This is a genomic window from Streptomyces sp. NPDC059788 (genome assembly GCF_042732265.1).
GTDB lineage: Bacteria > Actinomycetota > Actinomycetes > Streptomycetales > Streptomycetaceae > Streptomyces.
Genome location: NZ_JBHWHY010000010.1, coordinates 102293 through 123530, shown reverse-complemented (window position 1 = coordinate 123530; position 21238 = coordinate 102293). Strand labels below are relative to the sequence as shown.

Below are 21238 nucleotides of genomic sequence, written 5' to 3'. Positions count from 1 at the left end.
GGACGAGCGGCTCGACGGGGTGTGGGGCGCGCTCGCGGACGCCGGGGCGCCGGTCGTCGTGCACTGCGGTTCCGGGCCCGCGCCGGGCGCGTACACCGGGCCCGAGCCGGTCGCGCGGCTCCTGGCCAGGCATCCGCGGCTGCGGCTGGTCGTCGCGCACATGGGGATGCCCGAGTACGCCGACTTCCTGGACCTGGCCGCGCGGTACGAGGGCGTGCACCTGGACACGACCATGGCGTTCACGGACTTCGCCGAGCAGGCCGCGCCCTTTCCCCGTACGGAGCGGGGGCGGCTCGCGGACCTGGGTGAGCGGGTCCTGTTCGGCAGCGACTTCCCCAACATCCCGTACGGCTACGCGCACGCCCTGGAGGCGCTGACGCGGCTGGAGCTGGGGGACGACTGGCTGCGCGGGGTCTGTTACGGCAACGCGGCGCGGCTGTTCGGGGTGTGAGCGGGTGCGGGCGGGGCCTCGGCGGGCCGGGGCGGCGGGCTGAAGGGGGACAGGGCGGGCGCCGGCCCCCCGGGGCTAGGTACGGGTGGCCGCCGCGGTGAGCAGGGCTGCCAGGGCCGTGCGCAGGTCCCGGAGGGTGGCGGGGTCGGTGACGGTTCCGGTGGCCGGGTCGGTCTTCGGGGCGATGGCCGTGAGGTTGCGGCAGGCGTCCGCGATCACGTCGGCGGACATCATGCGCAGGGTTTCGCGGAGTTGCGCGTGCGCGTACTCGCCGCCTGCCGGTGAGGGGGAGGCGGTCAGTACCGCGGTCGGCTTGTCCAGGAATTCGGCGCTGCCCACCAGCCAGTCGAGGGCGTTCTTGAGGACGCCGGGGACGCCGTGCGCGTACTCGGGGCTGACGACCAGTACGGCGTCCGCCTCCGCCACGGCGCGGCGCAGGGCGGCCACCGGGGCGGGTGGGGCGGCGTCCTCGGTGTCCAGGTCGGGGTTGAAGTGGGGGAGCGCGCCGAGGTCGGCGACGGCGGACGTGGCGTCGGTGAGGGCGAGGGCGGAGCGCAGGACGGCGCCGTTGGAGGAACGGGCGCGCAGGCTGCCGTTGAGGGCGAGGAGCTGCATGCCGTGACGGTACGGATTGACGTCGGCGTGAAGGCAAGGGCGCGGGCGGGCACGGGGCGCTGGCACGGGGCGGTTCCGTTGCCTCTCGGGAGGGTGAAACCGCAGGTCAGGGCGATTGTCAGTGGTGGGTGCCATGCTGATTCCAGTGGTGACCGGCTGGACCGCGCGGGGGGCGGCCCAGTCCGGTTCCACTGAAGATGTGCTGCGGTGACGGATGTTTCTCAGGAGATTCACAGGTACGCGCAAGACGGCTCTCAGAGGGGGTGGTCAGCCTCGACGGCATGACCGTGACAGCGTCCACATCCACCGCCAAGAAGCCTGCCGAGCTGCTGCGTCCCGACGGGAGCCCGGTGCGGGTGCTGGTCGTCGACGACGAGGCGTCGCTCGCCGAACTGCTGTCCTTGGCGCTGCGTTACGAGGGCTGGGACATCCGCGCCGAAGGCGACGGTACGGCGGCGCTGCGGGCCGCGCGGGAGTGGCGGCCGGACGCGGTGCTGCTCGACGTGATGCTGCCGGACATGGACGGGCTGACCGTCCTGGGGCGGCTGCGCCTCGAACTGCCCGAGGTGCCGGTGCTGTTCCTGACCGCGAAGGACGCGGTCGAGGACCGGATCGCCGGTCTGACGGCGGGCGGGGACGACTACGTGACCAAACCCTTCAGCCTGGAGGAGGTGGTGGCACGGCTGCGCGGTCTGCTGCGCCGGGCGGGCGCGGCCGCGGGGCGCGGCGAGTCGCTGCTCGCGGTGGGTGACCTGCTGCTCGACGAGGAGAGCCACGAGGTGTGGCGGGGCGGTCAGGAGATCCACCTGACGGCGACCGAGTTCGAGCTGCTGCGTTATCTGATGCGCAATCCGCGGCGGGTGCTGAGCAAGACGCAGATCCTGGACCGGGTGTGGAGCTACGACTTCGGCGGTCAGGCCAACGTCGTGGAGCTGTACATCTCGTACCTGCGGCGGAAGATCGACGCGGGCCGCAGCCCGATGATCCACACGCGTCGCGGGGCCGGGTATCTGATCAAGCCGGGCGGATAGGCGGACAGCGGGTGACCGGAGCCGCAGGGGTGGACAGCGGGGCCGCACCGGTGGGCCCCGGCGCGCCGGGGGCAGGCGCCGTGACCGTGGGCCCGGGAGCGGCTGTCCCGGGTGTGGTCGCACCGGCCGCGGGCCCGGGTACGCCGGAATCGCTCGACCCGGCGGCGGGCCCCGGCGCGCCCGCGCCTACCGCCGCCACGCCTACCGCCGCTATGCCCGCTTCCGCGTCTCCCGCGTCCGCGCCGCCTGCCGGGTCTCCCGCCTCCGCGCCGACCGCCGCCCCTCCCACCTCCGAGGCCCCCACCGCAACGGCCCCCGGTCGAACGCCCCCCGGCCACCCCGCCCCGACCACACCCCCAGCCCCACCGACACCCCCACCCCCCGCCCACCGTCACCGGCGCCCCCGGCGGGTTCGGTTGCGGCCGCGGCGTTGGACCTTGCGTACGCGGCTGGTGGTCTCGGCCGTGGTGCTGATCGCGGTCGTCTGCGCGGTGATCGGCACGGTCACCACCATCGCGCTGCACTCCTACCTGCAGAACCAACTCGACGGCAAGCTCCGCGAATCGGCCCGGCACTCCGTCGTCCGGCCGGGCGACTTCGCCGGTCACCGGGACCTCGGGTTCATCGCCGGGCCCGGCCGGCCCATCGGCACGGTCGGGGCGCGGATCTCCGACGAGGGTGAGATCACCGCGGCTGCGCGCAGCATCGACGCGCGCAACCCGCTGCCCGCGCAGAACCTGGTCACGCTGACCGACGGGCAGGTCCGGACGCTGGCCGAGGTACCGCGCGACGGGCGCCCGCACACCGTCACCCTGCCCGACCTGGGCGACTACCGCGTCGAGTCGGCGCCGGACGACTCCGCCCTGGTCGGCCTGCCGTCCGGCGAGGTGCAGGACGTCGTCGGGCGGCTGGTCGTGGTCGAGGTCTGTGTGACCGCGGCGGGCCTGGTGGCCGCGGGCATAGCGGGTGCCGCCGCGGTCCGGATGGCGCTGTGGCCGCTGCGCCGGGTCGCCGCCACCGCCACCCGGGTGTCCGAACTCCCGCTGGACCGCGGGGAGGTGGCGCTGTACGAGCGGGTCCCGGCGGCCGAGGCGGACCCGCGTACGGAGGTCGGCCAGGTCGGCGCGGCGCTCAACCGGATGCTCGGCCACGTGGGTTCGGCGCTCGCCGCACGGCAGGAGAGCGAGACCCGGGTCCGCCGGTTCGTCGCCGACGCGAGTCACGAGCTGCGCACGCCGCTGGCCTCGATACGCGGCTACGCCGAGCTGACCCGGCGCGCCCGCGAGCAGCCGGGCCCGGCCACCCGGCACGCCCTGGGCCGCATCGAGTCCGAGGCCGAGCGGATGACCGGCCTGGTGGAGGACCTGCTGCTGCTCGCCAGACTGGATTCCGGGCGCCCGTTGTCGTACGAGTGCACCGACCTCGCGCCCCTGGTCGTGGACGCCGTCAGCGACGCCCGCGCCGCCGGCCCCCGCCACCAGTGGCGCCTGGAGCTGCCGGACGACCCCGTGTCCGTACGGGCCGACGCCGACCGGCTGCACCAGGTCCTCGTCAACCTGCTGGCCAACGCCCGTACGCACACGCCGGAAGGCACCACGGTCGTGGCCCGTCTGCGGCGCGAGATGCCGCTGCCCGGGGCGGGGCACCACGTCCGGCTGGAGGTGCAGGACGACGGCCCCGGCGTGCCGCCCGCGCTGCTGCCGCACGTCTTCGAGCGCTTCGCCCGCGGCGACGCCTCCCGGTCCCGTACGTCCGACGCGACCCGCGCAGAGGGCGGTACGGGCTCGCGCGGCGGCGGCAGTACGGGGCTCGGGCTGGCGATCGTGCAGGCCGTGGTCGCGGCGCACGGCGGGACGGTCGGGGTGGAGAGCGTGCCCGGGCGGACGGTCTTCCGCGTCCGGCTGCCCGCCGACGGCCCGGCGCACGACGCCACACGCGCCCCTCACCCATCCCCTGCGCCCCTTGAATACGCCCATTCACAGCCAGGGCACAGCAGCACCACACAAGGGTGACAGCGCGCTTGGCGAGTGTCGGTGCCATGACGACGACACAGCCGGCCCATACCCCCCTGGGCTCCCTGCCGCCTCGTGAGCATCTGCGTCTCGGGCAGATCGACACGGTGCTCGATGTCGTGATCCCCGTCTACAACGAGGAGTCCGACCTGGAGCCGTGCGTACGCCGCCTCCACGACCACCTCTCCCGCACCTTCCCGTACGGCTTCCGGATCACCGTCGCGGACAACGCGAGCACCGACCGCACCCCGGAGATCTCCGCGGCGCTGGACGAGGCGATCGACGAGGTGACGGCCGTGCGCCTGGAGGAGAAGGGCCGCGGCCGGGCCCTGCGCACCGTCTGGTCCCTCTCCGACGCACCCGTGCTCGCCTACATGGACGTCGACCTGTCCACCGACCTGAACGCCCTGCTGCCGCTGGTCGCGCCGCTGATCTCGGGCCACTCGGACCTGGCGATCGGCTCGCGGCTGGCGCGCAGTTCCCGGGTGGTGCGCGGCCCGAAGCGGGAGTTCATCTCCCGCTCCTACAACCTCATCCTGCGCGGCTCGCTGGCCGCCCGCTTCTCGGACGCGCAGTGCGGCTTCAAGGCCGTACGGGGTGATGTCGCCGAGCGGCTGCTGCCCATGGTCGAGGACAGCGGCTGGTTCTTCGACACCGAGATGCTGGTGCTCGCCGAACGGGCCGGGCTGCGCATCCACGAGGTGCCGGTGGACTGGGTGGACGACCCCGACAGCACCGTGCACATCGTGCGGACGGCCACCGAGGACCTCAAGGGCGTCTGGCGCGTGGGGCGGGCGCTGGCGACCGGCGCGCTGCCGCTGGACCGGCTCGCCCGGCCGTTCGGCGACGATCCGCGCGACCGCGACCTGAGCGGCGTGCCGCGCGGGCTGGCGCGCCAGGTCATGGGCTTCTGCGTGGTCGGCGCGCTGAGCACGCTGCTCTACCTGGGCCTCTACTCGCTCTTCCGGCTCGGCGTCGGGCCGCAGCCGGCCAACGCAGCCGCGCTGCTGCTGTCGGCGATCGGCAACACGGCGGCGAACCGGCGGCTGACCTTCGGCGTACGGGGCCGCGAGCGCGCCGTACGCCACCAGGCCCAGGGCCTCGTCGTCTTCGGCATCGGCCTGGCTCTGACCAGCGGCTCGCTGGCCGCGCTGGACGCCGCGACCGGCGACCCCGCGCACGGCACCGAGATGGCGGTGCTGGTGGCCGCGAACCTCGCGGCGACGCTGCTGCGGTTCCTGCTCTTCCGGGCGTGGGTGTTCACGGAGCGGGAGCGGGACGGGCAGGAGCGGGGCTCCCGGCCCCACCTCGTCCCCGCACCGAACGGGACCGTCGCACCGAACGGGACCGTCGTACCGAACGGGACCGTCGCACCGAACGGGACCGTCGCACCGAACGGGACCGTCGTTCTGCGCCCCACCGTCGTACCGCGCAACACCGGCAGGAGCCCCCGATGACCACGCACCAACCCCGCCTCACGCACCAACCCCGCCTCACGGAGCACCCGACGGAAGCGGCAGCGGTACGGGCCGCGGAGCCCCCCGCGCCGACCGTCGCGCCCCCCGGCTCCCCCCGCTGGTCCCGCCCCGCTCTCCTCGTGCTGCTCCTGGCGACCGCCGCGCTCTACCTCTGGGACCTGGGCGCGTCCGGCTACGCGAACCAGTTCTACTCGGCGGCGGCGCAGGCCGGTTCCGCGAGCTGGAAGGCGTTCTTCTTCGGTTCGTCGGACGCCGCCAACTCCATCACCGTCGACAAGCCCCCGGCCGCCCTGTGGCCGATGGCCCTGTCCGTACGGCTCTTCGGCCTCAGCTCGTGGGCGATCCTGGTGCCGGAGGCGCTGATGGGCGTCGCCACGGTCGGTGTGCTGTACGCGGCCGTGCGGCGCCGGTTCGGCGCGGGTGCCGGGCTGTTCGCGGGCGCGCTGCTCGCGCTGACGCCGGTCGCCGCCCTGATGTTCCGCTTCAACAACCCCGACGCGCTGCTGTGCCTGCTGATGGTCTGCGCGGTTTACGGCGTGCTGCGCGCCCTGGAGGACGCCCGTACGAAGTGGCTGGTGCTGGCGGGCGTCTGCTTCGGCCTCGCCTTCCTCACCAAGACGCTCCAGGCGTGGCTGATCCTGCCGCCGCTGGCGCTCGTGTACGCGGTCTGTGCGCCCACGCGGCTGCGTCGGCGGTCCGGGCAACTCCTGCTGGCCGGGCTGGCGATGGTGGTGTCCGGAGGCTGGTGGGTCGCGCTCGTCGAGCTGTGGCCGGCGGATTCGCGCCCGTACATCGGCGGCTCGCAGAGCAACAGCTTCCTGGAGCTGACCTTCGGCTACAACGGCCTCGGCCGCATCAGCGGAAACGAGGCCGGCAGTGTGGGCGGCGGCCGTCCCGGCGGGGGCGGCGGTGGTGGTGGCGCCTGGGGAGACACCGGCATCACCCGGCTTTTCACCTCCGACATGGGCGGCCAGATCTCGTGGCTGCTGCCCGCTGCCTTCCTGCTGCTGATCGCGGGGCTGGTGGTGCTGCGGCGGGCCGGGCGGACCGATGCCGCGCGGGCGGCGTTCCTGGTGTGGGGCGGGGCGCTGCTGATGACGTTCGCGACGTTCAGCTTCATGTCCGGGATCTTCCACCAGTACTACAACATCGCGCTGGCGCCGTACATCGCGGCGCTGGTCGCCATGGGCGCGACGCTGCTGTGGCGGCGGCGGAACCGTACCGCCGCGGTGGTGGTGCTGGCGGGCACGGTCGCGGTGACGGCGGCCTGGGCGTACGTCCTGCTGGCCCGTTCGCCGCAGTGGCTGCCGTGGGTGCGCTGGTCGGTGGTGGTCGCCGGTGCCGTGGCGGCGCTGGGGCTGCTGCTGTCCGTACGGATGGGCCGGCGGCTGGCTGTCGTGGCGGCCGGGCTGGGTGTCGCCGCCGGTCTGGGCGGGCCGGTGGCGTACGCGGCCAACACGGTCGGCACTCCCCACACCGGTTCGATCGTCACCGCGGGTCCGGAGGTCGCGGGCGCCGGGGGACGGCACGGCGGAATGATCGTCATCGGCGGTCCCGGGCCGGGCGGGAAGGGCGGCAAGGGCGGGCCGCCGCCCGGCCAGGGCCAGGGCCAAGGTCAAGGCCAGCCCCCGGGCCAGGGCGGAAACCAGGGCACGGCCCAGGGCCAGGGCCAAGGCCAGCCCCAGCCCCCCGGCTCCCCCCAGTCCACCCGCCCCGCCTTCCCCGCCCCCGGCGAACGCGGCGGCCGTCACAACGCCCTGGGCGGTCTCCTCAACGGCCGGCAAGTAAGCGCCAAGGCCAAGGCAACCCTCAGCGAGAACGCGGACGACTACACCTGGGCCGCCGCCGCCATCGGCTCCCAGAACGCCGCCAGTTACCAGCTCGCCACGCGGCTGCCGGTCATGCCCATCGGCGGCTTCAACGGCAGCGACCCGTCACCGACGCTCGAACAGTTCAAGGAGTACGTACGCCAGGGCAAGATCCACTATTTCGTCGGCGGCGGAATGGGCGGCGGTTTCTTCGGCGCGAAGGGTGCCGAGAAGTCCACCTCGTCCGACATCACGAGCTGGGTCGAGAAGAACTTCAAGAAGGTCACGGTCGGGAAGACGACGCTCTACGATCTGACCCGACCCGTCTCGTGATGTAACCGAGAAGCCGAAGGCGGCCCCGGGTGCGTCTTGGGGCCGCCCGCCCTTAATTGACTGTACGGCGTATAGCGCCCCCTGTACGGTGTAGACCGAACGTCTCGCCGATCCGCTCGATCACTCCGTACAGGGAGCCTGTATGTCCTCCGTGGCCTCTGGCGCCACCCCACCCTTGAGTCCGGCCCGCAATCCGACCCGCTGGCTCATCCTCGCCGTCATCTGCCTCGCACAGCTGACCGTCCTGCTCGACAACACCGTCCTGAACGTCGCCGTCCCGTCCCTCACCGAGGAGATGGGCGCCACCACCGCCGACGTCCAGTGGATGCTCAACGCCTATTCCCTGGTCCAGTCCGGCCTGCTGCTCACCGCCGGCAACGCCGCCGACCGCTACGGCCGCAAGAAGATGCTCGCCCTCGGCCTGGTGCTGTTCGGCGTCGCCTCGCTCGCCGCCGCCCTCGCCCAGTCGCCCGGCCAGCTGATCGCGGCCCGCGCCGGGATGGGCGTCGGCGGCGCGCTGCTGATGACGACCACGCTCGCCGTCGTCATGCAGATCTTCGACGACGCCGAGCGCCCGAAGGCCATCGGCATCTGGAGCTCGGTGAACTCGCTGGGCTTCGCCGCCGGTCCGCTGATCGGCGGCTCGCTGCTGGCGCACTTCTGGTGGGGCTCGCTGTTCCTGATCAACATCCCGGTCGCCTGCATAGGCATCGTCGCGGTCCTGCGGCTCGTCCCCGAGTCGAAGAACCCCAGCGGCGACCGCCCCGACCTGGTAGGCGCGCTGCTCTCCATGATCGGCATGGTGGGCGTGGTCTTCGCGATCATCTCCGGGCCCGAGAGCGGCTGGCTCTCCGGCCGGGTGCTGACCTCCGCCGCCGTCGGCATCGTGGGCCTGGCCGTCTTCGCGATGTGGGAGCTGCACGTACCGAACCCGATGCTGGACATGCACTTCTTCCGCAACAGCCGGTTCATCGGCGCGGTGTCCGGCGGCATCCTGGTGGCCTTCGGCATGGGCGGGTCGATGTTCCTGCTCACCCAGCATCTGCAACTGGTCCTCGGCTACGGTCCGTTGGAGGCCGGCCTGCGGATGGCGCCGCTGGCCCTGATGGTCGTCGCGCTGAACTTCACCGGTCTGGGCGTCCGCCTGCTACCCAAGCTGGGCACCCCCGGCATGATCGTGTCGGGCATGAGCCTGCTCGCCGGCGGTCTGACCGCCATCGCCACGCTCGGCAGCGACAGCTACGGCGGCATGCTGTTCGGCCTGCTGCTGATGGGTGTCGGCGTGGCCTTCGCGATGCCCACCATGGCCAACGCGATCATGTCCTCGATCCCGGTGGAGAAGGCGGGCGTGGGCGCGGGCGTGAACGGCACGCTGATGGAGTTCGGCCAGGGCCTGGGCGTCGCCGTCCTCGGCGCGGTCCTCAACTCCCGCTTCGCCGCGCTGCTTCCCGCGGTCGCCCTGGGGGCCGGTTCGCTGCCCGCGGCGCTGGCCATGGCCCGTACGGACGCGGACCGGGCGGCCGTCCACGACGCGTTCGCCTCCGGCATCGGCACCAGCCAACTGGTGGGCGCCGCCGCGGTCTTCCTCGGCGGTCTGCTCGCGGCGTTCCTGCTGCGCCGTGCGGAGCGCGGCCTGCCGGCGCCGGGCGCCGGGGTGCGGCCCGACGACGTACCCGCGGACGGTACGGAACCGGCCGCCGCGCTCGGGACGGACGGCCCGGCCGACGGCCCCGTACGTCCGGGACCGGCCGCCGCCCGGCCGGAATAGCATCGACCGCGTAACACTGTGTGAAGGAAAGGGAGGGCGCGAGATGGCCGCGACATCGAGCCGCGCCAAGAAACAGCCGAGCAGCGTGTGGCTGACCGAGCGCCCTCCGGTGAAACGGAAGGCGGACCAGCCGGCCGGACTGGACCTCGACAAGATCGTCGCGGCCACGGTCCGGCTGCTGGACGCCGAGGGTCTGGCGAAGTTCTCCATGCGCCGCCTGGCCGCCGAACTGGGCGTCACCGCCATGTCCGTCTACTGGTACGTCGACACCAAGGACGACCTGCTGGAACTGGCCATGGACGCGGTGGCCGGCGAACTCGACCTGCCCGACGAGTCCGACGAGCGGGCCGACTGGCGCGACCAGCTGCGCCATCTCGCCACCGAATACCGCAAACTGCTGCTCGCCCACACGTGGCTGCCGAGGCTCCTGGGGGAGTACCTCAACTTGGGGCCGCGCTCGGTGGCGTTCTCCAACGCGACGCTGCGGGTGATGGCGCGCAGCGGCCTGTCGAAGAAGTCGACGTCGGGCGCGCTGGCGGCGGTCTATCAGTTCGTCTACGGCTTCTGCAGCATCCAGGGCCAGCACCGCGCCCGCTGCCGGGCCGAGGGCACCACCCTGGACGAGTACTTCCACCAGGTCGTGGAAGCGGTGCAGGGCCGCCCGCGGTTCGCCGAGACGATGGAGCTGTCCGTCAACGCCACGTACGCGCGCGAGGACATGTCCGCGGAACGGATGCTGGACGACGACTTCGCCTTCGCCCTGGAGCTCCAGATCGCGGGGATCGAGACGATGCGGGAGCGGGAGCGCTCGGCGGCGGCCGCCGCGGAAGTCTCCGGCTCCGGCCGCCAGGACTCCCCGAACGCCCCGAACGCCCCGGGTGCTCCGAGTGCTCCGAGTGCTCCGAGTGCCCCGAGTGCCCCGAGCTAACCGGGGCGGCTCTACCACTACCTGCCGCTGAACGGGCGCCGCGCGCGTCCGGACGTGTGAAGAGGCCCCGCCGAACGGGGGCATCGGCGGGCGCGGCGGTTTCCGGAAACCGTGCCGCGTCTACCTCTTATCTGATCATTTCTCAGCGCAGCGTAAGGAGCTCCACATGCGCGTTCGTACCACCATCAGCGCGGGTGTCCTGGCCGTCGCCGCCGTCCTCGGCAGCGTAGGCACCGCCGTCGCCGACGCCGGTGCGGGGGCCAAGGTCGCCAACTCGCCCGGCATCCTGTCGGGCAACGCCATCCAGGTCCCGATCGACCTCGGTCTGAACCTCTGCGGCAACAGCATCGACGTCATCGGGCTGCTGAACCCTGCCACGGGGAACAAGTGCAAGACCAACTGACGGATCGCCCCGCACGACGGTGCCCCGCCCCTTGCAGCGCAAAGGGCGGGGCACCGTCGCGTACGGCCCCGGTCGGGGGTGGGGGCCGGGTCGTCAGGCCGTGGGCAGGTTCTCGCCCTGTACGGCCTGGATGTCCAGTTCGACCCGCAGGGTCGTGCCGATCGCCGCGATACCGGCGGCGACGACCTGGTTGTAGTTCATCTTGAAGTCCTCACGGCGCAGCTCCGCGGTGGCGTTGAAGGCCGCCCGCACGCCGCCCCACGGGTCGGGGCCCGTGCCGAGGTAGCTCAGGTCCAGGTCCACCGGACGGACCACGCCGCGCAGCGACAGCTCGCCGTGCACGGTCCAGCGGTCCGGGCCGGCCGGCTCCAGGCCGGTGCTGACGTAGGTCATCTCCGGGTACTGCTCGACGTCGAGGAAGTCCCCGGTCCGCAGGTGCCCGTCGCGCATGCCGTTGCCGGTGTCGATCGACGCCGTCCTGATGACCGCCTGGACCGACGACTTGTCCAGGTCCTCGGCGATCTCGATACGGCCCGCGAAGTCCAGGAAGCGGCCGTGCACGCTGGTGATGCCCAGGTGCTGGGCGGTCGCCGCGACCGTCGAGTGCATCGGGTCGATGGTCCACGCGCCGGGCGGCGGCAGCTCGGCCCCGCCCTGCCGCGCCAGCACCACGTTGCCGACGTCCATCCGGCCGCTCGCCGTGACGATCGCGCTGGAGGCGACCGGCGCGTAGCCGACGGCCGTCACGATCACCGTGTACGGGCCGGGGGCCAGCGGCTGCGCGTCCCGTACGACGCCGTCCTGGTCGGCCGCCGCGCGCAGCACCTGGGTGCCGGTCATGTCGGTGACGGTCAGCACCGCGTGCTGGACCGCCCAGCCGTCCCGTGTACGGACCTGTGCGCGTACGCCCGCGCCGTTGGCCGCTCCCGCTGCCGCGCCCGTCGAAGTCATTCCCACTCCCGTTCTTGCCTCTCACATGTCGGGCTCCGGGCGGCGGCACGCAGGCCGTCCCCTGCCTGTGCGCGTACCGCCGCCGGAGCCCTGGGGTCCGGTCCGCGCCGCCTCTCCGCTCAGAAGGCCGCCGCGGTCCGGGGTCTCGTCCCCCGGCCGTGCCGGGGTTCCCGGGGGCCCGCCGCCGTACGGCCGGCCCCCGGGCCCGGGATCACTCGCCGGGGTGGGCGAGCTCGACGTCGTAGCCGTCGACTCCGCGCGCGTCGACCGTCAGGCCGTTGGCGACCGGCGGGTAGCCGCTCGCGATGACCGTGTAGTCGCCCGCGTCCAGGTCGGTGAAGGCGTACGCGCCGTCCTCGCCGGTGGTGGAGGTCGCCACGACGTTGCCCGCCGCGTCCACGAGCGTGACCCGCGCGTCCGGCAGCGGCCGCCGCTCGGCTCCCGCCCGTACGACGCCCTGCACCCGGGCGCCGGACAGCAGCTCGATCTCCATCCGGGTCGTGCCCTGCCCGCCGACCTCGACCGGCAGCGCCGTCGGCCGGAAGTCGGGCGCGTTGACCGCGATGGTGAAGGTGCCGGGGGCCAGCTCGTCGAAGGCGAAGTAGCCCTCCTCGCCGGTCTTGCCGGTGGCCAGCACCTCGCCGCGGACATCGGTGACCACGACCATCGCGTCCGCCACCGGCTCGCCGGTGACCGCGCTGCGGACCTGGCCGCCCAGGCCGCTGGTGCCGCTGAGCAGGATGTCGTAGCCGAGGGCGTCCTCGCCGACGACGACCGTGGACGCCTGCGGCTGGTGGCCGTCGGCCGCCGCGATCAGCACGTACGAACCGGCGCCGGGGGCGTTCAGCACGTACGAGCCGTTGGCCTGGGCCACCGAGCGGCCGAGCTGGCGCCCGTTGAGCGAGATCAGCGTGACCGCGGAGTTCGCGACCGGGTGGCCCTCCGCGTTGCGGACCGAGCCGTGGATCGCCGGGCCAGCCGGGATCTCGTCGCCGCCGCCCGCCGAGGCGTAGGCCGCCAGGGGCTGCGTGGCGGTCGTCGCCGCCGGCTGCTGCGCCCAGGAGGGCGCCCGGCCGTCGTCGTCCTGGCCCACCGGGGCACCGGCGCCCACGAGGGCGGGCTCCGGCTGCGGCTGCGGTGCCACGGCGGCGGCCCCGGTGGCGGCCGGTGCCGCCGCCGGCGCGGCGGACTGCGACAGACCGCCCTGGGTCTTCAGCGCGACCTCCTTGATGAACAGCGTCACCAGGAAGGCGAGCAGCGCGCACGGAGCCGCGTACAGGAAGACGTCGCCGACGCCGTGCCCGTAGGCGCTCTCCATGATGGTCCGGAACGGCGCCGGGAGGGCGTCGAGGTCCGGGATGCCGCCACCGCCGCCGGTGCCGTTCTGGGCGAACTTCGCCGCGGCCTGCGGGCCGAGTTCCTGGACGCCGTCCTTCACGTAGTGGGTGACGCGGTTGGCGAGCACCGCGCCGAGCGCCGAGACGCCCACCGCGCCGCCGAGGGAGCGGAAGAAGGTCACGACGGAGGAGGCGGAGCCGAGGTCCTTCGGGTCGACCTGGTTCTGCGTGCACAGCACCAGGTTCTGCATCATCATGCCGATGCCGAGGCCCATCAGCGCCATGAAGATCGCCATGTGCCAGTACTCGGTGTCGTACCGGATGGTGCCCAGCAGGCCGAGGCCCGCGGTCAGCAGCGCGCCACCGGAGACCAGCCAGGCCTTCCAGCGACCGGTCTTGGTGATGACCTGACCGGAGACGGTCGAGGAGATGAACAGACCACCGATCATCGGGATCGTCATGATCCCGGACATCGTCGGCGACTCACCGCGTGCCAGCTGGAAGTACTGGCTGAAGAAGACGGTGCCGGTGAACATCGCGATACCGACGAACAGCGAGGCCAGCGAGGCGAGAGTGATCGTCTTGTTGCGGAACAGCCGCAGCGGGATGATCGGCTCGCTCGCCCTGGACTCGACGAACACGAAGATCGCGCCGAGCACGATCGCGCCGCCGACCATGGCGAAGGTCTGGCCCGAGATCCAGTCGTACTTGTCACCGGCCAGCGTCACCCACACCAGCAGCAGCGAGACCGCCGCGCTGATGAAGAACGCGCCTGCCCAGTCGACCTTCACGTCCCGCTTGACCACGGGCAGCTTCAGGGTCTTCTGGAGGACGATCAAGGCGATCACCGCGAACGGCACGCCGACGTAGAAGCACCAGCGCCAGCCCATCCAGCTGGTGTCGGTGATGACGCCTCCGAGCAGCGGGCCGCCGACGGTGGCGACTGCGAAGGTGGCGCCGATGTAGCCGCTGTAGCGGCCGCGCTCGCGCGGGGAGATCATCGCGGCCATGACGATCTGGGCCAGCGCCGACAGGCCGCCCACGCCGATGCCCTGCACCACGCGGCACGCGATCAGCATGCCGGAGTTCTGCGACAGACCGGCCACCACCGAGCCCGCCACGTAGATCACCAGCGCGATCTGGACCAGCAGCTTCTTGCTGAACAGGTCGGACAGCTTGCCCCACAGGGGGGTGGTCGCGGTCATCGCCAGCAGCGACGCGGTGACGACCCAGGTGTACGCGCTCTGGCCGCCCTTGAGGTCGTGGATGATCTCGGGCAGCGCGTTGGAGACGATCGTCGAGGACAGGATGGCGACGAACATGCCGAGCAGCAGCCCGGATATCGCCTCCATGATCTGACGGTGCGTCATGGGCGCCCCGTCGGGAGCCGGGTGGCCCCCGTGCTTGGCGTGGCCGCCCCGCACACCGGATGGTGTGGTCGTAGCCATGTGGTTCCTTTTCATTCCGCGGGTGTGCGGGTGGTGGATTCGTGATGCGCCCGGGTGCGGCAGTCGCCGAAGCTCGTACGGAGCCTGGCGAGCAGCTCGTTGAGCCGGCCGACGTCGCTGTCGGACCAGTCGTCCAGATACCGGGCGAGGGAAGCCGTGTAGCGCTCGGAGAGCTCCGCGAGGAGCAGCCTGCCGCTCGGCGTCAGCCTCAGCAGCCGCGACCGCTTGTCCTGCGGGTCGGGCTCCCGCTCGATCCAGCCGCGCTCGGCGACGTGGGCCACGTGCCGGCTGGTGACCGACATGTCGATCGCGAGCAGTTCCGCCAGCTTGCTCATCCGCATCTCGCCGTACCGGTCGAGCAGGGTGAGCACGCCGGCCGAGGCGGGCGGGCAGTCGGGCGGCAGAATCCGCCCCATCTCACGCTTGACGGCGCCGATGGCACTGAGCTGCCGGGCCAGCTCCTCGTACTGACTCTGAGCGGCCATGGGCACCTCCGCACTTCTTCTTTTGTTGCCTTGAGCAACCGTAGAACCACTTGGTTGCTGAAGGCAAACGATTCTGGGGTGAGGGAGGTAAAGGGAAATAAAAGGTTGGCAAGATCAACGGTCAAGGGGGTGGGGTGGGGGTGTAAAGGTGCAGGTCAGGTAGGCGGTTGGGGCGAGTGGAGGGTGGTGTGTGCGAGGTGGGGTGAAGTGGGAACACGGCCCGGTGATCTACAAGCCCCTGTCGGCGCCGCTGTACCGCGTCGACGGCGTCTCGTGCACGGTGGCCGTCGGCGAAGTCGCCGTGGAGGAGATCGACGACGCGGTGGCAGGCACGGCGCACCTGTTCCAGCACCGGGTCGAGAAGGCGGCGGACGTCCGGGTGACCGTGATCGGTCGGCACGTCTTCTGCGTCCGTATCGACTCCGGCCTGCTGGACTGGCGCACCGACTACGGCAAGCTCACCTACACCGTCGTACGTCCGACGCCAGGCGCCCGGCGATCCCTGTCCGCCTACCTCGATCACTTCAGGCTGAACTTCGGAGCATTCGACTTCGCCGTGGACCGGCAGGGGCGATGGTGGTTCCTGGAGTGCAACCCGTCCGGGCAGTGGGCGTGGCTGGAGCAGGAGACCGGTCTGCCCATGGTGGCGGCCATGGCCGACCTGCTGCAAAGGAGAGCCGAGGCGTGAAGGACGACGAGCTGCGGGCGGGCCTGGTCCATCGGCTCACGGAGGCCGGGCAGCTGCGTACGGACCGATGGCGGGCGGCGGCCGAAGCGGTGCCGAGGCACAAGTTCCTGCGCAGCGGCTTCTTCGAGCGGGTTCCCGGCCCCGGCCCGACCTGGTGGCGGCCCGTGCTGCCGGACGACGACACCTGGCTGGAGCGCTGCTACCGCGACGATTCCCTGGTCACGCAGGTGGCCGGCACCATCGTCCCGGCCGATGTCCGGGGCGAGATCTGCCGGGCCCCCACGTCCTCCAGCACCATGCCGGGTCTGGTGCTGCGCATGCTCGAAGAACTTCAGGTCGCCGACGGCCACCGGGTGCTGGAGGTCGGCACCGGCACCGGCTACTCCACCGCGCTGCTGTGCCACCGGCTCGGTGCCGACCGCGTCACCTCGGTCGACGTCGATCCGGATGTGGTGACCCGGGCCCGGGTCGCTCTGGGCGCGTGCGGTTACGCTCCCGAACTCGTCGTCGGGGACGGCCTGGCCGGGTACGCTCCCTCGGCGCCGTACGACCGGACGATCGCCGCCTGCGGAATCCTGGAGGTGTCCGGCGACTGGATCGAGCAGACCCGTCCGGGCGGCCGGATCCTGGCCACCGTGTCCGGCTGGCTGTACGCCTCCGAACTGGCCTGTCTCACCGTCGGCGAGGGCGTCGCCCGCGGCTGCTTCCTCGGCGGCCGGATCTCCTTCATGCTCGCCCGTCCCCATCAGCCGCCCCCGCTCGGCTGTCTGCCCGACATGCGGAGCGCCGACGAGAAACCTGCCCGTCTGACCGCACGCGAGGTGCTGGACGATTGGACCGCGCGGTTCGTCGCCCAGCTTGCGGTGCCCCGCGCGCAGCACTTCACCCTGAAGGGTGAGGACGGCAGCGACGAGCAGGTTCTGCTGGATGTCGCGGACGGGGCATGGGTGGCCCTCCGCCAGGACGGGGGCCGTTCGCTGGTACGTCAGGGAGGCCCGGCGCGGTTGTGGGACGCCGTGGAAGAGCACGTACGGCGCTGGCGGGCCGACGGTTCCCCGCCCCTGGAGCGGTTCAGTATCACCGTCGGGCCGGGCGGTCAGCGCATCACCTGGCCGACGACGAGGTGAGCGGCCGGCCTGCGTGATCATTTCCCCGTCGGCGGCGCGTGCCGCGTCCGCAAGCCCTCGATGAGCAGGTCGAGGCCGAATTCGAAGAGTCCGGTGAAGTCTGTGCTGGCGAGGGTGGGGAGGGTGGCGCTGAGGTGGGGGTATGTCCCTGCCGTTACGGCGTTGCGCAGGGCCCCCGCGCCCTCGGCGCTCCCCTCGCCCGGCTGGAGCGCCGCCTGTTCTTCCAGGGTGTGGCCCACGGTGTAGTTGACCACCGTGTAGAGCGCGCGGGCCGCCGCGTCGTCGGCGAAGCCCGCCTCGCGCAGTACGCCCACGAACGCGTCGGCGAAGCCGAGGACGCTGGCTCCCGTCGCGTGCGTGCCCGCGAAGACGCGGGCGCCGTCGCGGTGGGCGAGCAGGGCGTCGCGTTCGGCGCGGGCGAGGGCGGTCAGCCGCTCGCTCCAGTCGCCGCCGTCCGTTGCGGCCGCTTCCGTGACGCCCTCCATCATCCGCTCCGCCATGGCGGTGAGCAGATCCTGCTTGGTCGCGAAATAGCGGTACAAGGCGCCGGCCTGTACGTCCATCGCGTCGGCGAGCCGTCGCATCGTCAGCGCGTCGAGGCCCGACTGATCCAGCAGGTCGAGCGCCGTTTGCAGGGTGCGTGCGCGGTCGAGTCGGGCGGGGCGGCCGCGGGCCGGGCGGGCGGGGGCCGGGCTTGACGGAGAACTCATGGATCTCACTATAGTGAACAGCGTTCACGTGAACACTGCTCATTAAACAGGGGGGACCACTCCGATGAACGACGTCGATGTGACCGTGGTGGGCGCGGGCCCCACCGGCCTGCTGCTCGCCTGCGAACTGGCACTGGCCGGCGTACGTACCCGCGTCTTCGAGCGCCGTACCGAACCGCAGCGCGACTCCCGCGCGCTGAGCCTGCACCCGCGCAGCGTGGAGGTGATCGACCAGCGGGGGCTGCTCGACCGCTTCCTGCCGCTCGGCCGCCCCGTGCCCGGCTGGCACTTCGCCCAGCTCCCCACCCACCTGGACTTCTCCGCGCTGGACTCCCGGCACGGCTACACGCTGTTCCTCGCCCAGGCCCACACCGAGGCGCTGCTGGCGGAGCGCGCCCGGGAGCTGGGCGTCGAGATCGAGCGCGGGTACGAGGTCGCCGGGCTGAGCCAGGACGGCGACGGGGCCGAGGTCGAGGCGCGGGGCGGGGACGGGAGCGTTGCGACGATACGGTCCCGTTACATCGTCGGGTGCGACGGCGGACGCAGCGTCGTACGGCAGTCCGCCGGCATCGCCTTCCCGGGTACGGACGAAACCTTCACCGGCGTACTCGGCGACTTCGCGGTCACCGACCCCGCCGGCCTCGACGCCGCCCGCGCGCGGGGCGTACTGGTGGCCCCCATGGAGGACGGCGTCATCCGGCTCGTCTACCTGGACCCGGAGCGCATCCGGGTGCCGTCCGGCGAACCCGTGACCCTGGAGGAGTTCCGCGAGTCCCTGACCCGGCTCTGCGGCACCGACTGCGGCATCGCCGAACCGCGTTGGCTCTCCCGCTTCGGCAACGCCACCCGGCTCGCCGAGAGCTACCGCGCCGGACGCGTCCTCCTGGCCGGCGACGCCGCCCACATCCACTTCCCCGCGGCGGGCCAAGGCCTCAACACCGGCCTCCAGGACGCGATGAACCTCGGCTGGAAGCTGGCCGCCGAGGTCAACGGCTGGGCCCCGCCCGGCCTCCTGGACAGCTACGACGCGGAACGCCGCCCCGTCGGCCAGTCCGTCACCGAGAACACCGAGATCCAGACCCTGCTGGCCGAACTGACCCTCGTACCGCAGTATCAGCGCCCCGCCACGGCCCTGCGCGCCCTCTTCGACGAACTCCTCAACATGCCGCAGGTCAACCGCACCCTCGCCGCCAGGGTCTCCGCCCTCGGCACGGTCTACCCGGCGACCACCCCCGGTGCCGACCCGCTGGTGGGGCACCGGATGCCGGACATCGGCCTGACCGCCGCCGGTTCGGAGGCGACACGGGTGTACGAGTTGCTCCCCGCAGGCCGCTTCGTCCACCTCGACCTCACGGGCGACGTCCCGGACCTCGGGGCAACCGTCACCCAGGGCTGGGGCGCACGCGTCACTCCCGTCACCGTCACCACGCGGGACGCTCACCCGGACCTGGACGGCGTGACCGAGATCCTCGTACGCCCCGACGGCCACGTGGCCTGGGCCACCCGTACCACCGACCTCCGGACCCGCCGCGCCGAACGGCAGGAGGCGCTGAAGGCCTGGGCCGGGGCGCCTTCCTGAACCGCGGCCGGGCGGAGCCGTCCCGGCGAGGGCGTGGCCGCGGGCGCGGTTCCGGGAACAACTGTGCTGTGACGCACGAGGCCCAGGGGTGTGCCGTACATGCCGGGTTCGCTAGGGTCCTGGCCTATGGCGAACTACCAGCAGAACCCGGCCAACGGCCAGCCCGACCCGGCCGGCAACACGCAGATGTTCCGCGCCTTCGTGGACGAGGGCGCCCCCGAGCCCGGCGGCCGCCGGGCAGCGGCCCAGCAGCAGTCGTCCGGCGGCCCCCGCATCGGCGTCATCGTCGGCGTGATCGTCGCGATCGCGGTCGTCGTCGGCGCCGCCTGGCTCGCCCTGAGCTGACCGGCCCGTCCCCGGCCACGTCGGCCTGACGTCCCCTCACTCGGCCGCGGCCAAGCGGCCGACGCCCCCCTTTCCGCTCGCACCGCCCAGGCCGGGAACCCGCCGGCCTCGGCTGTCGGCGACCCGCAACGCGTCGTGCAGCGCCTCGACCAATCGATTGGCGAGAAAGCGCAGTTCACTGGCCGATGCGTCGGGTTCGCCCAGCATCACCCCGGCGTGATCGAGCAGCTCCGTACCCATGTCGAGCTGCGCCGCCTCCATGTCGTCCGCGAACCGCGCCACGTAGCCGTCGCCGTCGGTCGACAGCAGGCACTGCTTACCGCCCTCCTGCGACCAGGGCAACAGCCGCATGCCCGGCACGGGGCCCTCTGCCCCCTCGTCCGCGCTCATGCGGCGAAGTCCCCATGCAGCGTGCGGATACGCGCGAAGCGGCGGGCTTGCTGCTCCTGTGCGCGCACTTCGTAGGTGACCAGGTACGGCCGTACGAGGGCGGACGCGTCGCCGTCGAGGGGGGTGTCGAGCGGGCTGGGCACGGGGCGCGGCCGCCTGGCGGCGGGGGAGGGGCGCACAGGCGCGCGGAGGGTGGTGAGGGGGGCAGTCACTGGCGGCGAGAGGCGATTCCTCAGCCAGGCCGCAGCGCGGCGGATACGGTGGCGCATGTCGGCGCTCTTTTTCTGTAGGCAGCGTTGGCCACGCCCCGGGACCGTTGCAGCGGTCGCCGGGGCTCTGTGTGGTCGTTACCTTACTCCGAGTGCGGCATACCGTGCTAGGGCGCATCATCGCTCGCCTAGGTAGGGATACCAGGCCTAGCCTGGCTCAGGTGATCGAATTTGCTCCTGACCGACCCCGCTGGCGCCAGGTTGCCGACGTCATCCGCGAGCGCATTGCCGATGGCACGTACCCTCCTGGAACACAGATTCCGTCGGTGCTCAAGCTCCAGGGAGAATTCGGTATCGCCACGGCGACCGCCCAGAAGGTGCACCGAGGGCTCCGGGCGGACGGCTTGATCTACACCGAGCCGGGCATGGGGTCCTTCGTTTCCAAAGACTTGCTGCACGATTCCGGCGAAGCCTGACCGGCTGCGCCCGCGACGGTGCCCCGGCCGCCGGTCACAAGCCGCTGGTGTCCAGGTCCAGGTCGAACGGGCTCGGTAGGTGCAGCGGCGTCCCGTACGGCAGTGGGCCGGTGATCCGGGTGTGGCCGAGTCGGCCGGGCTCGGCGAACAGGGTGAGTGCGCGCTGCTGCCGGTCTACGAGCAAGTACAGCGGCGCTCCGTACTCGGCGTAGCGGCGGCGTTTGACGATGCGGTCGGTGTCGGCGTTGGACTCCGACGTGACCTCCACGACCAGCAGCGTCTGGTCGGGGCGGAGGGAACCGGCATTCTTGGCTACGGCGGCTGGGGCGACGGTGAGGTCGGGTACGTACCAGTTGGGTGAGCCGGGCAGGTCGAGGTTGCCGGAGCCGATGACGCAGTGGAGGTCGGAGGCGCGGGTGCCGAGCTGATGGCGGAGGCTGTCGGCGACGGTTTCGTGGGCCCAGGACAGGGACAGTGGCTCGATGACACCCTCGATGAGTTGGGCCCGGCCGCCGCGAACACGCTGGACCGCGTACTTCAGGGCGTGCTCCGGGTTGGTGCCGTCGCTGTAGTCGGCCGACCCGATGCTCATGTGCACATCCTCCCGGAGAACGACGGGTGGCCGTGGGCCCGTTCAATGCCACTACCCGTCATCACGGCACCTGG

Annotated in this window: 19 protein-coding genes and 2 pseudogenes; 13 read left to right on the top strand and 8 right to left on the bottom strand. The window is 72.2% G+C overall.

The features are described from left to right. Position 1: 1 nt before the first annotated feature. Positions 2-451 (top strand): annotated as a pseudogene (locus ACFV57_RS11550) (amidohydrolase family protein); the annotation flags it as partial. Positions 452-526: 75 nt separating this feature from the next. On the opposite strand, the gene ACFV57_RS11545 reads toward ACFV57_RS11550, so the two are convergent. Continuing rightward, a complete protein-coding gene (locus tag ACFV57_RS11545; protein WP_385228884.1) occupies positions 527-1066 on the bottom strand; it encodes an NADPH-dependent FMN reductase in 540 nt (179 codons plus the stop codon). A 281-nt stretch (positions 1067-1347) separates the two neighbouring features. Here ACFV57_RS11545 and ACFV57_RS11540 point away from each other — a divergent pair, with 281 nt between their 5' ends. The 7 genes from ACFV57_RS11540 to ACFV57_RS11510 all read left to right on the top strand — a co-directional run bounded on the left by ACFV57_RS11540 (position 1348) and on the right by ACFV57_RS11510 (position 10827). Next, positions 1348-2097, top strand: coding sequence for a response regulator transcription factor (locus tag ACFV57_RS11540; protein WP_385228881.1), 750 nt, complete (start codon positions 1348-1350; stop codon positions 2095-2097). A gap of 437 nt (positions 2098-2534) precedes the next feature. After that, positions 2535-4109 carry a sensor histidine kinase gene (locus ACFV57_RS11535; protein ID WP_385228878.1) on the top strand — a complete coding sequence of 525 codons (1575 nt, stop codon included), beginning with the start codon at positions 2535-2537 and terminating at the stop codon, positions 4107-4109. Positions 4110-4135: 26 nt separating this feature from the next. Then, positions 4136-5566: a glycosyltransferase gene (locus ACFV57_RS11530; RefSeq protein WP_385228875.1), complete on the top strand. Its 1431-nt coding sequence runs from the start codon at positions 4136-4138 to the stop codon at positions 5564-5566. Beyond that, complete coding sequence (locus ACFV57_RS11525) at positions 5563-7728, top strand: glycosyltransferase family 39 protein (RefSeq protein ID WP_385228872.1); 2166 nt, start codon at positions 5563-5565, stop codon at positions 7726-7728. The genes ACFV57_RS11530 and ACFV57_RS11525 overlap by 4 nt, the downstream gene beginning before the upstream one ends. Before the next feature lie 142 nt (positions 7729-7870). After that, the gene (locus ACFV57_RS11520; protein WP_385228869.1) at positions 7871-9496 is read left to right on the top strand and encodes an MFS transporter; all 1626 of its coding nucleotides are present in this window, start codon (positions 7871-7873) and stop codon (positions 9494-9496) included. 43 nt (positions 9497-9539) lie between these two features. After that, positions 9540-10424, top strand: coding sequence for a TetR/AcrR family transcriptional regulator (locus ACFV57_RS11515; protein ID WP_385228866.1), 885 nt, complete (start codon positions 9540-9542; stop codon positions 10422-10424). A 166-nt stretch (positions 10425-10590) separates the two neighbouring features. Then, a complete protein-coding gene (locus ACFV57_RS11510) occupies positions 10591-10827 on the top strand; it encodes a chaplin (RefSeq protein WP_385228863.1) in 237 nt (78 codons plus the stop codon). A 93-nt stretch (positions 10828-10920) separates the two neighbouring features. Here the strand turns inward: ACFV57_RS11510 and ACFV57_RS11505 are convergent, their stop codons facing one another. The 3 genes from ACFV57_RS11505 to ACFV57_RS11495 form a co-directional block, all read right to left on the bottom strand. After that, positions 10921-11778, bottom strand: a complete 858-nt coding sequence (locus tag ACFV57_RS11505; protein WP_385228860.1) for a YceI family protein — start codon at positions 11776-11778, stop codon at positions 10921-10923. 211 nt (positions 11779-11989) lie between these two features. Further along, the gene (locus ACFV57_RS11500) at positions 11990-14563 is read right to left on the bottom strand and encodes an MFS transporter (protein ID WP_385228857.1); all 2574 of its coding nucleotides are present in this window, start codon (positions 14561-14563) and stop codon (positions 11990-11992) included. Positions 14564-14574: 11 nt separating this feature from the next. Next, entirely contained in the window at positions 14575-15048 is a 474-nt protein-coding gene (locus ACFV57_RS11495; protein WP_385228854.1) for a MarR family winged helix-turn-helix transcriptional regulator, read from the bottom strand. A 214-nt stretch (positions 15049-15262) separates the two neighbouring features. Between ACFV57_RS11495 and ACFV57_RS11490 the strand changes: the two are divergent. Together ACFV57_RS11490 and tgmC are read left to right on the top strand one after the other, a co-directional pair. Next, positions 15263-15736, top strand: a pseudogene (locus ACFV57_RS11490) (ATP-grasp ribosomal peptide maturase); the annotation flags it as partial. After that, positions 15733-16863: an ATP-grasp peptide maturase system methyltransferase gene (gene tgmC, locus ACFV57_RS11485; protein ID WP_385228851.1), complete on the top strand. Its 1131-nt coding sequence runs from the start codon at positions 15733-15735 to the stop codon at positions 16861-16863. The pseudogene ACFV57_RS11490 and the gene tgmC, both read left to right, overlap by 4 nt. A gap of 17 nt (positions 16864-16880) precedes the next feature. Here tgmC and ACFV57_RS11480 read toward each other — a convergent pair whose 3' ends face one another. Beyond that, complete coding sequence (locus ACFV57_RS11480) at positions 16881-17573, bottom strand: TetR/AcrR family transcriptional regulator (RefSeq protein WP_385228848.1); 693 nt, start codon at positions 17571-17573, stop codon at positions 16881-16883. 64 nt (positions 17574-17637) lie between these two features. Between ACFV57_RS11480 and ACFV57_RS11475 the strand changes: the two genes are divergently transcribed. Both ACFV57_RS11475 and ACFV57_RS11470 read left to right on the top strand, forming a co-directional pair. After that, positions 17638-19152 (top strand): monooxygenase, encoded by a 1515-nt coding sequence (locus ACFV57_RS11475; protein WP_385228845.1) that lies wholly within the window; start codon positions 17638-17640, stop codon positions 19150-19152. A gap of 126 nt (positions 19153-19278) precedes the next feature. Further along, complete coding sequence (locus tag ACFV57_RS11470) at positions 19279-19497, top strand: hypothetical protein (RefSeq protein ID WP_385228842.1); 219 nt, start codon at positions 19279-19281, stop codon at positions 19495-19497. Between the two features lie 36 nt (positions 19498-19533). On the opposite strand, the gene ACFV57_RS11465 is transcribed toward ACFV57_RS11470, so the two are convergent. Both ACFV57_RS11465 and ACFV57_RS11460 read right to left on the bottom strand, forming a co-directional pair. Further along, a complete protein-coding gene (locus tag ACFV57_RS11465; RefSeq protein WP_385228839.1) occupies positions 19534-19887 on the bottom strand; it encodes a hypothetical protein in 354 nt (117 codons plus the stop codon). Then, on the bottom strand, positions 19884-20030 hold the full coding sequence (locus tag ACFV57_RS11460) for a hypothetical protein (RefSeq protein ID WP_385228836.1): 147 nt from the start codon (positions 20028-20030) through the stop codon (positions 19884-19886). Before ACFV57_RS11460 ends, ACFV57_RS11465 begins: the two co-directional genes overlap by 4 nt. A 287-nt stretch (positions 20031-20317) precedes the next feature. Between ACFV57_RS11460 and ACFV57_RS11455 the strand changes: the two genes are divergently transcribed. After that, entirely contained in the window at positions 20318-20572 is a 255-nt protein-coding gene (locus tag ACFV57_RS11455) for a GntR family transcriptional regulator (RefSeq protein ID WP_385228833.1), read from the top strand. 34 nt (positions 20573-20606) lie between these two features. Here the strand turns inward: ACFV57_RS11455 and ACFV57_RS11450 are convergent, their stop codons facing one another. Next, a complete protein-coding gene (locus tag ACFV57_RS11450) occupies positions 20607-21164 on the bottom strand; it encodes a Uma2 family endonuclease (RefSeq protein ID WP_385228830.1) in 558 nt (185 codons plus the stop codon). Between the last annotated feature and the right edge of the window lie 74 nt (positions 21165-21238).